The following is a 15,887-nucleotide window of genomic DNA, read 5'->3' on the forward strand; positions in this document are numbered from 1 at the left end:
GTTTAAATTAAGTAAACCAAGGTTTACCAAAACAAACAACAAACCTGTTAGCTTCTCTTACATACATTTTTTATTCAGCCTCTTTAGCCCCAACTAATGCTAAACCTGGACCGTACGGCGTTGCATGAACATCTAACATTAATTCATTTGTATAAGGCACAATAGAAGCTTCCATTGCTACCTGTACTCCATCGACTTCATACATTTCATCATTTTCAAAAGGCTCTTCAAAAGCTAACCCAATATTAGGGATTTCACAGCTAATTCCTTTGAAATACAAACGAATTCCTGTTATCTCCTGTTCTTCAAGTATATTGTTAATTAATTGTTTTGCTTCTGGTGTAATATGCATGACTAACCCTTCTTCCTTTCAATACTCTTGCTCTATCCTATCATATCTTTAGAGTTTTTAAAGAGAATAACTATGATTTAAAAGCATTCTTATTATTATTTAATAATTATTATAAATAAGTATTGATTTTAATTTGATATTTGATATAATATAAACATAAGATAACAACAACTCATTAGGAGGCTATTAACTATGAATTTAGAAAACGTACTGAACCAACAAATTGCCGATTTTAACTTATTGTATACGAAGCTACATCGCTTTCACTGGTATGTAAAAGGGCCTCAATTTTTTACGCTTCATGAAAAATTTGAAGAATTCTATAATGAGACGGCGGACTATATAGATGAATATGCAGAACGATTACTAGCCATTGGAGGAAGCCCAATTGCTACAATGAAGCAATTTTTGCAAGCAGCTACTCTTTCTGAAGATGGAAACGAGCAAACGAGTGAAGAAATGGTAGAAACCTTAATTAATGACTATACGCTACTTGTTAAAAACCTAAAAAATGCAGTTGAAAACGCTGAAGCAGCACACGATCACGTAACAGCTGACTTATTCATTGGAACAATCGGCAACATTGAAAAACATATTTGGATGCTAAAAGCTGCTTTACCTGTAAAAACATCCGTAAACGCATAAAAAGAGCCTAAGCGGCTCTTTTTTACGTTTGTTGATTTACTTTTTTTTGTCTTTGCAGCCACATAAAAAAAGACATATCATCGTGAATGTCATCTTCTAGCACAGCCTTATAGACATGATCACTCGTATAATAGCGATTATATCCGCTTTGCTGCTTGAAAAATAAAATGCATTCTCGCTTCTTTTCAGTGAAAAGTGATTTTAATAACTCTTGTTTCTCAACTTTGCCTTTCACGATATTTTCTGGAAGCACGGAAATATCAAGCTTCCACTCTTCTCCCTTCTGAATCATATACAGACTCCACTGATACTTATCTTTTTCATTAGTAAATATCATCTTATAAGGGCTAAAACGCTTTGTAAGCTGATACCCCATGTGAAAAATAGATTCTTCATCCATTTCATCATTTCCTACGTAAAAATTAATGATGCGATTTGTCATGACATTTAACTCAAAACTCTCCCCTGAGAGAAGACAACCATATTCTCTTAACAGATCCAATAAATGACTGGATACCACCAGTTGATTTGCTTCGTGTTTTAATTCACTTGAGTATGACAGCAGCTCATTCATGTTTTTTGATTCCCCTATCTATAGATCGTGAATTGTTATTGATATTCGCTTTTTTTTCATAAAACCCTTTCACTTTTACCCTTTAATTAAATAACTAGTTGTAAATTAAGTTATGTAGAGCAACATTTTATGAATAAATCAAGTTTGAGTATAAAACCTGAAGAAGTTTAAAGACTATAGTCGATACCGATTTTAAGGAGGACTTAGTATGAATAATCACGAACTTCCTACAAACATGCAAACTGGAGCTGTACCCCCTCAATTGAACCATGGAGGGCATGAACTATTTGACGTTCATGAAACACTTGCCGGCTCGATTAATGTAATGGATCAGTTTATGATGTTTAGGCAATATGTAAAAGAACAAGAGCTGCTTGATATCATTGATCGGCAATATCAGTTTATTTTAAATGAATATAATTTAATCGTAGAAGCTTTTTCTACTGGTCAAAAGCCGGCCGATTCTACACATGTATATAACATGAAGCAGTCTCATACCTTTGTTTATGGCTTAAAGCCTTCACAGCCTAAAAAGCCGAATCAGTCCGTTGAGGAAATCAATGAAAAAGGCATATCAGGTCATATGCTAGGTCTAGTTAAGTCTCAAGCATCTCTTTTAACCATGACCGCTTTAGAAATAACAAATCCTGTTGTTCGCCGAATATTCGGAGACAGTGTTCCTAATTGGATTGAAATGGCTTATGAAATTTCTCTTTATCAAAATAAACACCATTATTATCAAGTGCCGCAGCTTGCAAAAGAAGATATGCAGCAAATGATCACAAGTTTTGCAAAAGCTACTGCCTCTCCTCAGATGCCTAATAACCATAAACTGCATTAATTAAAAAGAGGCTGGGGCAAACGTATTTTAGTTGAAGGAAGATCCGAACGTTTCACCGTTCGGATCTTTTCATTAGTACGGTGAATATAGGTTATGTTTAGAGTTGCTTCTAGCTGTTGATTGGAAGGAAAGGCGAAGACTGCCGCGAGAAAAGCGGAATAGATGAGACCCCACAGGAGCGCAAGCGACGAGGAGGCTCATCGGCCGCCTGCGGAAAGCGTAGCCTTGCACGGAAATCACCAGCAGTGTAACCAAACGACTCATACTAGATCATTTACTCAGTTTACTCGTCTTTAGATTGTATTGTATTGATTTTGTTATATCTCAATCTCGCTTTGTGCGTATATTTCAGAAAATGACAAAAAACTATGCATTTTGAATTATTTTCTGAATATTTGTAGTATTTTGATTAATTATGTATTATAATACAATTAACTAATAGAAAGGAGTGAGAGATGCATCATATATACTCGGATTACAGTTAAAGGAGGTGTCATAACACACTCGCAATACGTTTGCTAAAAGTCAGTTGAACTGTAGAACCGATATGTGATAGACCATGATGGTAAAGTTAAGATTAATTCCCCTAAATGAACATGTAACATAATAAACTGCTTCTTTTTCTTTTTAAAGATAGAAGCAGTTTTTTTATGTACGTTTTTCTTTTCTTGATTTAATACATGTTTTCTCCACTTTGGCTAACACTTAAGATATACATTTACATACAAGGTGGTGACTTTGATGATCGCCGTAAAATTACTATTAGTCGCAGTTTTAATTGCATTAACTGCTTTTTTTGTAGCGACAGAATTCGCTATTGTAAAAGTAAGAAGTTCAAAAATCAATCAGCTTCTAGAAGAAGGACATAAAAAAGCTGTATCTGCCAAACACGTTATTACGCATCTAGATGAATATCTATCCGCTTGTCAGCTTGGTATCACCATCACAGCTCTCGGGCTTGGTTGGCTTGGTGAACCGACGCTAGATCGGTTGCTTCACCCTCTTTTTACTACCTTCCATACCAATGAGCCGCTTGCTGGTATTTTATCTTTTGTCATTGCATTTGTTGTTATTACTTTTTTACATGTTGTCTTGGGGGAATTAGCTCCTAAAACATTTGCTATTCAAATGGCTGAACAAATTACGCTGAACTTTGCAAAACCGATTATCGTGTTTTACAAACTTATGTATCCGTTCATTAAAATATTAAATGGATCAGCTCGTATGTTGACTAAGATTTTTGGTATAACGATGATTTCAGAAAATGAAGCTGCTCATAGTGAAGAAGAGCTGCGTATTTTGTTATCTGAGAGCTTCGAAGGCGGTGAAATCAATCAATCCGAATATCGATATATGAGCAAAATCTTTGATTTTGACGATCGTTTAGCGAAAGAAGTAATGGTCCCTCGTACGGAAATTGTGAGTGCTTCCAAAGACGACGTCGTAGAGGTTTTTTTGCAAATCGCAAATGTCGAAAAATATACGCGCTATCCAATTGTTGAAGATGGGGATAAAGATAAAGTAATCGGTCTCGTTAATATCAAAGAAATTTATAATGATATTGTATTCAACGAAAAAGACGGCACCAATACGTTAGAGTCATACGTCAAGCCTATTTTTAAAGTAATTGAAACCGTACCCATTCATGACTTGCTTGTAAAGATGCAAAAAGAACGTATTCAAATGGCTATTCTTTTTGATGAGTATGGCGGAACCGCTGGGCTTGTTACAGTAGAAGATATTATTGAAGAAATTGTGGGAGAAATTCGAGATGAGTTTGATACGGACGAAATTCCTTATGTACAAAAAATTAAAGACGATCATTATATTCTTGACGGAAAAATGCTCATTAGCCAAGTAAATGATTTACTCGGTACGGATATTAGCGACGAAGAAGTAGATACCATTGCCGGGTGGGTGTTAACCGAAAAGTTTGATGTGACCAAAAATGATATCATTCAGCATGAGCAATTTTACTTTAAAGTTCTGATTATAGAGGATTTTCACATTAAGTATATAGAAGTGAAAAAAAGAAAGAAGAAAGAAAAAAAGGATGATCATCATTAATCATCCTTTTTATTTATTCAAAATCCCTTTTACCAATCGTCTCCTCCATCAAAAAAATCTCCATCCAACAGATCCTCCCCGGCTTCTTCAATATCTTCTCCAATTTCACCAAGCGCCGAGTCTTCAAACATATCATCCATCAAATTCTCAATGAGCAGTCCGCCTAACATACCGGCTGCAAAACCTCCCATTGCTCCTCCTAACCCGCTCATACGTGGGTGGTGTGAATGCTGATCAGAGTGAGGAGACTTATAATATTCATAGTCTCGAGGATTCTCCATCATCTCTTCCATCGCTTCTTCCAGCAAACGAGCGATAGTAGATGGCTGGCTTAGTTCATCATTTGTAAAAAAGAGTTCATTTTTTATTTCCCTCTCTCGGCCGAAAGAAGGCAAATCTAGCTCCAACAGCACGCGGATCCCTTCTCGTTCAATGGCTACCTCAAACTCAACCTCATTTACATATCCCTTTAAGAAGTCTGTAGGAAAAAATGAAAATTCTTGTTTGTATCCGTTAAATTTTCCTGAATGATGTTTTTCTCTAAATCCAAGTGCTTCAAAGCCCTCTACTAGCTGATATAAGCTTTTTGGAGCTTTAATGCGCACAGGGTCCCGATCTGTTGAGTCTACTCCCCCTTCAATATCTAAGTGTGTCTTAAAGAAATAGCTAACGTTGCTCGCAGAGATTGGAAGGTCCAAAGGTAAATGATATGTAAATGGAATTTCTTTTTTCTCGCCTTCATTAATTGTAAATGAAGAAGCTGCGCGCAGGCTTTCCACACGATGTGTATGCATTTGACCGCTTTTCAATTGAACTTCAAGCCAAAATTCAACATCAATTAAATTAATATGTTGCTGAACGCTTCCACCTTGGATGACAATAGCTCCTTCAATTACATGACCGAGCGTATAGGCCGTTTCATTTAATCGTAAATCCACTTTGGCAGCTCCAACTCCAATTTTAGCAAACATTTTTTTAAACATTTTTTTCCTCCTCCAAAATGCTCTTACTATATATACGAAGTATACCGTTTATAAGTTTCAACTTACAAAAAAAGAACTCAATTTCTTGAGTTCTTTCTGCTAAATCAACGCTTCATTTTAATTCAATTATTTATTAAATTAAAACACCCAGCCCCAACAGCAGCGACGTCTTTTACAACCGCCGTGGTTACCGCCATGACAACCTCCGTGACCTCCACCGTGGTTACCGCCGTGACCTCCACCGTGGTTACCGTCGTGACCTCCGCCGTGACCTCCGCCATGACAACCTCCGTGACCTCCACCGTGGTTACCGCCGTGACCTCCGCCATGACTGCCCCCGTGATCTCCGCCATGGTTACCGTCGTGACCTCCGCCATGGTTGCTACCATGATGGCATTTTTTATGTCCAGAACGATGATCATCATCATGTTTAGGACAATGATCGTTATGCTTATAATCGTTATGACAGCATTTTCCTTCATGGCTACTTCTTGGATCATAGCCAGAAGTTTTGTAATAATACTGATTAGAACACCAGCAACACTTCTTTTTATTGTTGTAACTCACATAAACCATCCTTATCTATAAATAAGATTTATATAGGCAATTTTATACCTATATATAAATAGATTATGTAAACTAGTACAAGGAAGTGCATTGCTGTGGGCCATGACCTAAGCCTGTTTTTAGGAGTATGTACGGGGGAGATAAGACAAGAAAAAAAGCCATCTCTAGATGGCTTTTTTTATATTTGATTTTTCACTTTACTTGCGCTTTCTGCATAAAACTCTAGAATTTCTCTTCTTCTCACAATTCCAATAAATACACCTTGATCATCCGTTACAGGAACAAAATTTTGGTCAATTGCCTTTGAAAGGATGTTTTGAACTTCATCATATATAGCAACTGGGTTATAATCTTGATAGCGGTCAATCTCTGTTAATTTAATATTTTCCGTATCTTGAAAGCGATAGTCTCCTAGGCTTTTTAACTTCCAAAGAAGATCTCCTTCAGTAAGAACGCCCACATATTTACCATCATCGTCAACTAGCGGAACTGTAGAATATCGATGATACTCCATTTTTTCAAGAGCCTGTCTTAATGTGGATTGAATATTTAGTGTTACAACATCACTTTTTGGTACTAAGAAAAATGCAATATTCATTTTTTAATCTCCTTTTCCTTACCCGCTCATCTTACAATTTCTATTTATTTTTTCAGTTTTCGGCTTATTTTAATGTTTTAATCATACAAAATGCAGCTCGCAGTTATCTTACATTTACAACTATAAGCTGTCAATCCTAAACTATGTAATTTTGACTTCTTATTTTCTTTATTACAGTACCCGTTTTCTAAATAATCAAATCCTAATTTTTAGAAAAACACGTCTAGTTAAAATAATGGTTCCTGCAGCTGCTTCTTTATACTAATAAGGGCCGGAAGAGCTACTTTCAGCTCTTCTTCTCTGCGATAAGAACGCAACTGAACCTCATTATATGCTCTGTTTATACTTTTTGACTCATGAAAAAGTCCCACATGATTCGACTAGCATTGGGGCCTTTAGGGTCTGTATAGCTGCCCGCTGAATTCCCTCCTGACCATGCATGCCCCATTCCATTGATAATATATTTATCAATAGCCAATTCTCCCTTACTGCTTTCGTAGCGATATGTTGTATAATCCCGTCCAAAGAGAATTTTTTCTTCTCTCGTTTTAACCGGGCTATCTTGAATCCATCCATCTATTCTTCCGTTATAAGCAAGATTATTCGTTGTAATCCACTGGTGAACCACTTGATCTGCATTGGCTACATTTACCGTAGAATCAGCGTTACCATGAAATACAATGAGCGGCAGTGGCTTTGCCCGTTTTCCCATTTGCTGATAAGCAATTCTTCCTTGTTTAACGGGGGAAGGACCTTTACTGGCCATGACAGAATACGCATTAAATACGTTAAGAGCCGCCTGATATTCGATACCTGCTGACACACCTATTCCAGCAAACAGTTCTGGATACGTTACCCCCATAACGATGCTCATTGCTCCTCCTGCTGACAGACCGGCAATAAACACTTTATTTTTCTGAATAAAGTGCATGTTTTGGACTTTTTTTACAATTCCTGCAATAATAGCTGGCTCGCCAAACCCTCTAATTTGATGAAGAGGTTCAAACCAGTTCCAGCATTTATTCATATTTGAGTTAGAAGATTGCTGTGGGTATACGACAATAAATTCTTTTTCGTCGGCGAGCTCATTCATTTGCGTGCCTATTGCAAAATCATCTGCATTTTGTGTACATCCATGCAGCATAACCATTAGTGGGTAAGATTTTAAAATATGATAGGATTTAGGTAAATAGACCTTGAATTTTTTTCCTTTATGAGTATATGTTTTAAATGATTCAGATGACGCTTCTTGTTGTTCACTTGAAGACACAAGCGTTGACGTATTTATAACATTAGGTAGTGAACCCAACATGGTACCCCTCCTCTTTTTGTCAACGTTTTCATTTTTCTTCCCAATTACGTCCTGTATTACAATACTACATATTATTTCGTTTTTTTGCACGTTCTACATACTCTAAGAGTACCACTTGTTTTGGTTTTAAGGCGTTTTTTATCTTCTTGAAATTTGGGATTTTTTTGCTATATATATACTTTATTACTATATATGAAAATTGTCACTATAATCATGAAAAAAGGACAAACATGCCGTTTGCCCTTTTATTTGGACCTTGATGTTTAAATACCTTTTGCCGAATTAAGCCTCTATACTTTTATTATATGATGCTCCCTATCATTTATATGAATTTATTGCTCTTCATGTTTAAATCTGTAACCTTTACTATTTTATATTTTGCTTTTTATTCACCAATTCTTTCGCAGCAAATGGCAAGGTGCAGGTGCGGAAGCCACGTTGAAAAAGAAGAACCTTAAAGAGCAAATGTTTTTGGTTTAACCTCTTCTTCGTTCGCAACAATCATACAAAGGCTGGTTGCAATCACTCTTTTCCCTTCCTTTTGCTTAAATAGGTACAGCAAAGAGATGCTATTGGGGTAGATTCCTTTATTTTGTATACATTTTTTAGAAAACTATGGTAAAAATAAGACTTATCATATGGAGGTGAATAAATTGGCAAATATCCCAAAGGATACTGAGCCCTACTGGCGCGATCATTTAAAGTTTCCAACATACCCATCTCTTTCAGAAAATCGAAAAGTTGATGTTGTAGTAGTAGGAGGCGGTATTAGCGGTATTACAACAGCTTATTTATTACAAAAAGAAGGACTGAACGTGGCGTTAATTGAAGCTGATAATATTTTAAATGGTACAACCGGTCACACAACAGCAAAGATTACAGCTCAGCATGACGTTATCTACGATGAGCTGCTTTCACACATTGGCGAAGAAAAAACGCTGCTGTATTATAAAGCAAACGAACAAGCACTGCAGTTTATGAAAAACTTAATTCAAACGGAAAACATTGACTGTGATTTTTCGATACAAGATGCTTACTTGTACGGAGAAACGCTGGAGTTTGATCATCGAGTTCGTAAAGAATTTCGAGCCTATCAGCGATTACATATTCCATGTGAATTTGCAACAGAGATTCCTTTTAGTTTTGATATTAGGGCAGCAGCTATTATGAAAGATCAAGCTCAGTTTCACCCGTTAAAATACCTGCTTCATTTAGTAAAAAAATTCACAGAAAACGGCGGATCGATTTTTGAAAACACCGTAGCAACGGATGTAGAAGAAAGCACGTCGCCCACCGTTGTCACAAGAGACGGACATCGAATTTCTTGCAAATATGTAGTGGCGTGTTCACACTTTCCATTTTATGATGGAGCGGGCTTTTACTATACGCGTATGTATGCCAAACGTTCGTATGTGTTAGCAGCAAAAGTTGAACAAACTTACCCTGGAGGCATGTATTTAAGTGCTGATCAGCCTACTCATTCTCTGCGTTCAACAAAAGTTGACGGAGAAGAACTCATTTTAATTGGTGGAGAAGGCCACAAAGCTGGACAAGGAATTAATACTATGTTCCACTATGAGTCCCTTCAGAGGTTTGCCGAAGAAAATTTTACTGTTCAACATTTTCGTTATAAATGGTCTGCACAAGATTTATTTACGCTTGATAAAATTCCATATATCGGTCCCATTAAAGAAAGCAAGCCAAATATCTTTATTGCCACCGGATTTAAAAAATGGGGGATGACTCATAGCACCATTGCAGCACATATTATTCGAGATGCAATAACCGGAAAAGACAACCCATATGCAGAGTTGTATAATCCATCTCGTTTTTATGCGGACCCTAGCCTTAAGCATTTCTTTCGTCAAAATCTTGATGTGGCTGAACACTTTATTACCGGTAAGTTTTCAATGCCTGAAAAAGGACTGGATCAGCTCCAAAATGATGAAGGGTCGGTCGTATATGTAAACAGCAAACGTACGGGGGCTTATAAAGATCCTCAGGGGAACCTTCACTGCGTCGATACTACATGCACGCACTTAGGATGTGAAGTAAATTGGAACGCTGGTGACCGCACGTGGGACTGCCCTTGTCACGGCTCTCGTTTCTCTTACGACGGATCTGTGGTAGAAGGCCCTGCTAAAAAGCCGCTTACACCAGTGGATGTCAATTCAAGCGATAAAAAAAGCACGCCGTAGGGCATGCTTTTTTTATCATTATCAATGGATTCACATTTGAGTTTACTCTTTACATTCTTCTTTTCTAAAGTATCGATTATACACCAAAACCATTGCATAAATGACTAAAAAAGAAAATGTAAAGATAATTAACCTTCCAGATTCAGGGACATGATCAAGATAGTCTGTTTCAAAAAACATAACAAACATCAAAAATGGCAATAGGAATAAAAACCAAATAAAATCTCGATCCATAAACATTTTTATAAAAAATAAAATGGCCCCGATGTAGACAATCATCAAAAACATAATCATTCACCAAATTCTATTTAATACTAGAGGTGTTGTAATGATTATATCGGATTTCTCAGGCGAAATATAGAGTCATTGGTTTTAATTTTATAAATTCCTTATAACTTTCAAACTGCTATTTTAACATAATAAGGGAATTTACTGCTGTAAAGACTCTAAGTGAGCAAAAAACTGCGGGTAAGAGACGGATACCGCGTCACGATTTTCAATAATTGTTTCCCCTTCTGCAATACAAGAGGCAACAGCAAGCATCATACCGATACGGTGATCTCCGTGGCTGTTTACATTTGCTCCGTGAAGTTTTGCACCTCCGTGAATAATCATTCCATCTTCCGTTGCTTCAATGTTAGCGCCCATTTTGGTTAACTCATTCACTACCGTATCAATACGGTTTGTTTCTTTGACTTTTAACTCTGCAGCATCTTTAATAACTGTAATCCCTTCTGCCTGCGTGGCAGCTAGTGCAATAATTGGGATTTCGTCAATTAGGCGTGGAATTAAGTGTCCGCCTACTTCCGTACCTTTTAAGTGAGAAGCTTCTACAACTAAATCTGCATAGGGTTCCGCTGTTTCTTTTGTTTCTTTGATTGTTTCGATTGAAGCGCCCATATTTGAAAGCACATCTAAAATACCCGTTCGAGTCGGATTCATTCCAACTTTTTGGATTTCAATGCGGCTGTTTGCAATAATAGCCCCCGCTACTAAAAAGAATGCAGCTGACGAAATATCACCAGGGACTTCTACATGCGTTCCTCTTAACGTTTGACCGCCTTCAATTGAAACGGTTAAGCCTTCTTCTTCGACTTTAACACCAAATGCCTCTAGCATACGTTCTGTATGATCACGTGATTTCGCCGGTTCCGTTACAGAAGTTATTCCTTCCGCCTGCAGTCCAGCAAGTAAAATAGCTGATTTTACTTGTGCGCTTGCAACGGGCGATGTATAGTGTATACCTTTTGCTTTCCCACCTCGAATAACAAGCGGTGTAAAATTAGCATCTTTTCGACCGTCTAAATGAATATTCATATCACGAAGCGGACCGGTCACACGCTTCATAGGGCGTTTGGCAATAGATTCGTCTCCAATCAATGTTGAATGAAAGGGTGTATTTGCTAAAATCCCCATCATGAGGCGAATCGTGGTGCCCGAATTGCCAACATCTAAAATATCAGATGGCTCTTTTAGAGCTTGTATCCCTTTTCCTTTCACTACCACGCTTTGTTCATCAATCATTTGAATATCTACACCTAGTTTTTGAAAGCAGGAAATAGTGCTAAGACAATCGTCACCTGGCAAAAACCCGTTAATCGTTGTTGTTCCTTCTGCAATCGAACCAAACATAACGGAACGGTGAGAAATAGATTTATCTCCTGGAATTTGAATCGTTCCTCGTAAAGCTTTTACTGTCACAATATGTCTCTCCTTTTATGCGTGAAGCGAATCACGAAATTCTTTGGCATCTGAAAAGTAATCAAATAATTCGTGACCGTCACCTTTTTCTACTAATAGTTTTACTTGTTCCATTTCTTTCATCCAGTCATCAAGCAATGTTAAAAGCATAGAACGGTTTTGTTTTAGTATATCTCTCCACATATGAGGATTGCTTGAAGCAATTCTCGTAATATCTCGAAAACCGCCTGCTGCCATTTCCGTGACAAGATGATTCTGTGCTGAATATCCTTTTACTTGTCTTACAAGACTGGTCGCAATCACATGAGGTAAATGACTGACAACTCCAGTGATTTGGTCATGAGTAGCTGCATCAAGCGGTACAAATTGTGCACCTGTAGGCTCTAGCAAATGCATAAGCGCATCTATTTTTTCTTTTTGCTCATTTTCAAACGGCGTTAAAATATAGCGCGCCGAACAAAATAAATCCGCTCGTGCATTGACTGCACCGCTCGTATGAGAACCAGCCATCGGATGTCCGCCAATAAATGAAATACGTTTCTTATTCAGCGCTTCGGCTGCTTTCATAATTTCACCTTTGGTACTTCCGACATCCGTTACGATAACCGTTTCTTTAAGCTTCCAAGTAGAAAGGTCGTGTATCCATGCTGTCGTGTACTCTACTGGAGTAGCAAGCACGATATAATCTGCTTGGGCTGCTTCTGTTTTTATATCTTCAGCTACATAATCAACGATACCTAGCTGGTTGGCTACTTGTACTTCATTTGTATTGATATCAGCTCCAACGACTGTGACGTGACGATGCTTCTTCATAGCTAGCGCTAATGATCCTCCAATAAGGCCGACGCCAATAAGTAATACACGTGTTTTCACCTTTCATTCTCCTCTATTCATTAAAATTGCTTTGCGTATTCTTCATGTTTTTTTACGTTTTCTTGAATTAACTGAATTCGATCTGCCCCAAATTGATCGATAATAGCAGATGCTAGTTCCCAAGCAATCACTGATTCTGCTACAACCGCTGCCGCCGGTACTGCACAGCTGTCTGAGCGTTCAATACTTGCAGCAAATGGCTCTTTTGTATCAATATCTACACTTTGCAGCGGCTTGTATAAGGTAGGAATAGGTTTCATGACGCCTCGCACAACAATCGGCATCCCTGTTGTCATGCCTCCTTCTAGACCTCCCGCATTGTTCGTTTTACGCGTATAGCCGTTTTGTTCATCCCATAGAATTTCATCATGGACTTCACTTCCCGGTCTGCGAGCTGCTTCAAAGCCTACGCCGATTTCAACGCCTTTAAACGCGTTAATGCTCATAATAGCAGCAGCTAGCTTTGAGTCTAACTTACGATCATAGTGCACGTAACTTCCCACTGCAGTAGGCATTCCTTCTACTACTACTTCCACTACGCCACCAATGCTGTCTCCATTTTCTTTTGCATCATCGATTGCTTTCATCATTTTCTGTCCCGCTTCTTCATCTAAGCAACGAACAGGCGACGCTTCTGTTTTTTCCTGAAGTTCTGTCAGTGACTCATATGCCGTTTTTTCAGCTTTCACACCGCCGATTTCAAGCACGTGACATGCAATATTTACGCCTACAGCTTTTAGTACTTGTTTGGCAACTGCGCCTGTGGCTACTCGTACCGTCGTTTCACGAGCAGATGAACGTTCCAATACGTTTCGCATATCTCTGTGACCGTATTTAATCGCTCCATTTAAATCAGCATGACCTGGACGAGGTTTTGTAATTTGTCGCTTTACTTCTTCATCATGATCGACTGGATCAGCACCCATAATATTTCTCCAGTGAGTAAAATCTTTGTTTTCAACGACTAAAGCAATAGGTGAACCAAGCGTCTCACCGTGGCGAACCCCGCCTTTAATCTGAACTTGATCTTTTTCAATCTGCATGCGGCGTCCGCGCCCATGTCCCTTTTGTCTTCTTGCTAAATCTTCATTAATATGTTCAGCTGTCAATTCAAGCCCTGCCGGTACTCCTTCAATAATCGCTGTTAATTGAGGTCCGTGCGATTCTCCTGCTGTTAAATATCTCATATTATCGATTCCTTTCTGTTATAAAAATAAAAAAACTCGCCCCTACGCCATAGGGACGAGTTTTTCTCGCGATACCACCCTAGTTGCAAACATTGCTTGCCACCTCGAATTGTTAACGATCCGCTGACCGCTCTGTAAAAGAGTACTCAAAGAGTGTAATTCGCTCACATTTGTGTACTGACTTCCACCAACCGTCAGCTCTCTGAGACAGGGAAATGTTTGCTACTAGTTTCTTATCACTGTATCACTATGAAATTAAGATAATTTTACTGCTGCACCTTTTAATTCTTCCATGAATTTGTGGAATTCAGGAATGTTCATTTGCTGTGCTGAATCTGATAGTGCTACTGCTGGATCTGGATGAACTTCTGCCATTACAGCATCTGCGCCGATAGCAATCGCTGCTTTTGCACATGGTAATAATAAGTCTTTGCGTCCTGTTGAATGCGTTACGTCTACTACAACTGGTAAATGCGTTTCTTTTTTCAAGATTGGAACAGCTGAGATATCTAATGTGTTGCGTGTTGCACGCTCGTATGTGCGGATACCGCGTTCACAAAGAATAATGTTTCCATTTCCGCGAGACATAATGTATTCAGCAGCGTTAATGAATTCTTCAATTGTTGCTGCCAATCCACGTTTTAAAAGAATCGGTTTGTCTACAGAACCTGCAGCTTTTAATAGCTCGAAGTTTTGCATATTACGTGCACCAATTTGAATCACATCTACGTAGTCGAGAGCCGTTTCAATATCTTGAGGAGAAACAATTTCACTGATAATTGATAGGCCTAGTTCATCGCCTACTTGACGTAAGATTTTTAAGCCTTCCACTCCAAGACCTTGGAAATCGTAAGGTGATGTACGTGGTTTGAACGCTCCGCCGCGCATTAACGTAATACCTTGTTCTTTAAGCGCTAAGCCCACTTCTTTTACTTGTTCGTAGCTTTCTACTGCACATGGTCCCATTACAAATTCTAAGTTTCCAGGTCCTACTTTTGTACCGTTGATGTCAACGATTGTATCTTCAGATTTCTTTTTACGAGATACAAGAAGTGCTTTGCGGTGATCGTCTTCTTGAAGCTCTAAGCTTGCTTTGAAAATTTCTTTGAAAATATGCTGAATTGTTGAAGCTTCGAATGGTCCATTATGGTTAGCTAAGATTTGATCTAACGATTTACGTTCACGAACTGGATCAAAGCGATTCACACCTTGTGTACCTTTTACTTTTCCGATTTCTTGTGCGATTTCACCGCGTTTATTTAATAATTCTAAAATTTCTAAATTTATTTCGTCGATTTGTCCTCGTAATTGTTCTAGTGATTTTGTCATTTTAAAAATCCTCCTTTGATTTTATAACCTTGAACGGATCTTCTCGTTTAGTTTGTATTGAAAAATCCGTTTTACACCTACACAGCCGCTTATGCGGATATACAAAAAGTCCCTACTGATTGTATCAGTAGGGACGAATTGATCGCGGTACCACCCTAATTGCAAGCATTGCTTGCCTCTTCATTAAGATAACGGCTATTGCCGCTTTTGACTATTGCCAAAAGAAAGCTCCAAGAATGTAATTCGCAATCTCTTTTGTACTGATTCGCACCAACCATCAGCTCTCTGAATACAGGGAAGATTTTGCTACTATGCTCTTTTCATCGCTTGTAATGGATATAAAATTATAATGGGCCGAAATACAAAAAGTCCCTACTCACCCTTAAGATTTTTCTTAAGAGTCAGTAGGGACGAAAATTCGCGGTACCACCCTAGTTGCAAGCATTTTGCTTGCCTCTTCATTAAAATAACGGCTAGGCCGTCTTTTCCTACTCGGAAAAGATGCTCAAGGAATGTACTTCGAAAAAATTTGTGTTCTGACTCGCAGCAACCGTCAGCTCTCTGTTACAGGGAAATTTTTTCTACTAGTGCTCCTATCAACGCTCAGTATTGACTATGTATGTGTACTTGGATAATCAGTTCCGATCGTTTGAAACTGTT

General features: G+C 38.2%; 16 protein-coding genes and 3 other annotated features. Of the genes, 5 read left to right on the plus strand and 11 right to left on the minus strand.

Annotated elements, in window-relative coordinates; translation table 11 throughout:
* Window positions 1–70: 70 nt before the first annotated feature.
* Entirely contained in the window at window positions 71–352 is a 282-nt protein-coding gene (locus tag AC1DEF_RS12630; RefSeq protein ID WP_097825202.1) for a Fe-S cluster assembly protein HesB, read from the minus strand.
* A gap of 192 nt (window positions 353–544) precedes the next feature.
* On the opposite strand from AC1DEF_RS12630, the gene AC1DEF_RS12635 reads away from it, so the two are divergent.
* Window positions 545–997: a Dps family protein gene (locus AC1DEF_RS12635; RefSeq protein WP_097825203.1), complete on the plus strand. Its 453-nt coding sequence runs from the start codon at window positions 545–547 to the stop codon at window positions 995–997.
* Between the two features lie 22 nt (window positions 998–1,019).
* Here AC1DEF_RS12635 and AC1DEF_RS12640 read toward each other — a convergent pair whose 3' ends face one another.
* The gene (locus AC1DEF_RS12640; RefSeq protein WP_043981506.1) at window positions 1,020–1,571 is read right to left on the minus strand and encodes a hypothetical protein; all 552 of its coding nucleotides are present in this window, start codon (window positions 1,569–1,571) and stop codon (window positions 1,020–1,022) included.
* 208 nt (window positions 1,572–1,779) lie between these two features.
* Between AC1DEF_RS12640 and AC1DEF_RS12645 the strand changes: the two genes are divergently transcribed.
* From AC1DEF_RS12645 to AC1DEF_RS12655, 3 genes are all read left to right on the plus strand, one after another.
* Complete coding sequence (locus tag AC1DEF_RS12645) at window positions 1,780–2,412, plus strand: spore coat protein (protein ID WP_013057687.1); 633 nt, start codon at window positions 1,780–1,782, stop codon at window positions 2,410–2,412.
* Between the two features lie 116 nt (window positions 2,413–2,528).
* Window positions 2,529–2,663, plus strand: a complete 135-nt coding sequence (locus AC1DEF_RS12650) for a hypothetical protein (protein WP_255255811.1) — start codon at window positions 2,529–2,531, stop codon at window positions 2,661–2,663.
* Between the two features lie 490 nt (window positions 2,664–3,153).
* Window positions 3,154–4,479 (plus strand): hemolysin family protein, encoded by a 1,326-nt coding sequence (locus AC1DEF_RS12655; protein ID WP_013057688.1) that lies wholly within the window; start codon window positions 3,154–3,156, stop codon window positions 4,477–4,479.
* A 29-nt stretch (window positions 4,480–4,508) separates the two neighbouring features.
* On the opposite strand, the gene AC1DEF_RS12660 is transcribed toward AC1DEF_RS12655, so the two are convergent.
* From AC1DEF_RS12660 to AC1DEF_RS12675, 4 genes are all read right to left on the minus strand, one after another.
* Window positions 4,509–5,462, minus strand: coding sequence for a sporulation protein (locus AC1DEF_RS12660; protein ID WP_097825204.1), 954 nt, complete (start codon window positions 5,460–5,462; stop codon window positions 4,509–4,511).
* A gap of 138 nt (window positions 5,463–5,600) precedes the next feature.
* Window positions 5,601–6,029 (minus strand): hypothetical protein, encoded by a 429-nt coding sequence (locus tag AC1DEF_RS12665; RefSeq protein ID WP_477727406.1) that lies wholly within the window; start codon window positions 6,027–6,029, stop codon window positions 5,601–5,603.
* A gap of 178 nt (window positions 6,030–6,207) precedes the next feature.
* Window positions 6,208–6,627 (minus strand): CBS domain-containing protein, encoded by a 420-nt coding sequence (locus tag AC1DEF_RS12670; protein WP_013057690.1) that lies wholly within the window; start codon window positions 6,625–6,627, stop codon window positions 6,208–6,210.
* A 340-nt stretch (window positions 6,628–6,967) separates the two neighbouring features.
* On the minus strand, window positions 6,968–7,939 hold the full coding sequence (locus AC1DEF_RS12675) for an extracellular catalytic domain type 1 short-chain-length polyhydroxyalkanoate depolymerase (protein ID WP_016764703.1): 972 nt from the start codon (window positions 7,937–7,939) through the stop codon (window positions 6,968–6,970).
* A gap of 653 nt (window positions 7,940–8,592) precedes the next feature.
* On the opposite strand from AC1DEF_RS12675, the gene AC1DEF_RS12680 reads away from it, so the two are divergent.
* Entirely contained in the window at window positions 8,593–10,137 is a 1,545-nt protein-coding gene (locus AC1DEF_RS12680; RefSeq protein WP_097825206.1) for an FAD-dependent oxidoreductase, read from the plus strand.
* 42 nt (window positions 10,138–10,179) lie between these two features.
* On the opposite strand, the gene AC1DEF_RS12685 is transcribed toward AC1DEF_RS12680, so the two are convergent.
* From AC1DEF_RS12685 to AC1DEF_RS12705, 5 genes are all read right to left on the minus strand, one after another.
* Complete coding sequence (locus AC1DEF_RS12685; RefSeq protein ID WP_427076010.1) at window positions 10,180–10,431, minus strand: hypothetical protein; 252 nt, start codon at window positions 10,429–10,431, stop codon at window positions 10,180–10,182.
* A gap of 135 nt (window positions 10,432–10,566) precedes the next feature.
* Complete coding sequence (gene aroA, locus AC1DEF_RS12690; protein WP_097825207.1) at window positions 10,567–11,838, minus strand: 3-phosphoshikimate 1-carboxyvinyltransferase; 1,272 nt, start codon at window positions 11,836–11,838, stop codon at window positions 10,567–10,569.
* Window positions 11,839–11,853: 15 nt separating this feature from the next.
* On the minus strand, window positions 11,854–12,711 hold the full coding sequence (locus AC1DEF_RS12695; protein WP_013057696.1) for a prephenate dehydrogenase: 858 nt from the start codon (window positions 12,709–12,711) through the stop codon (window positions 11,854–11,856).
* A gap of 20 nt (window positions 12,712–12,731) precedes the next feature.
* Window positions 12,732–13,898, minus strand: coding sequence for a chorismate synthase (gene aroC / locus AC1DEF_RS12700; protein WP_013057697.1), 1,167 nt, complete (start codon window positions 13,896–13,898; stop codon window positions 12,732–12,734).
* Between the two features lie 48 nt (window positions 13,899–13,946).
* Window positions 13,947–14,147: a binding site (T-box leader), on the minus strand.
* A gap of 6 nt (window positions 14,148–14,153) precedes the next feature.
* On the minus strand, window positions 14,154–15,227 hold the full coding sequence (locus tag AC1DEF_RS12705) for a bifunctional 3-deoxy-7-phosphoheptulonate synthase/chorismate mutase (RefSeq protein WP_013057698.1): 1,074 nt from the start codon (window positions 15,225–15,227) through the stop codon (window positions 14,154–14,156).
* 126 nt (window positions 15,228–15,353) lie between these two features.
* Window positions 15,354–15,560 (minus strand) — a binding site (T-box leader).
* 70 nt (window positions 15,561–15,630) lie between these two features.
* Window positions 15,631–15,836, minus strand: a binding site (T-box leader).
* Between the last annotated feature and the right edge of the window lie 51 nt (window positions 15,837–15,887).

This window comes from Priestia sp. 10L35 (genome assembly GCF_056395685.1).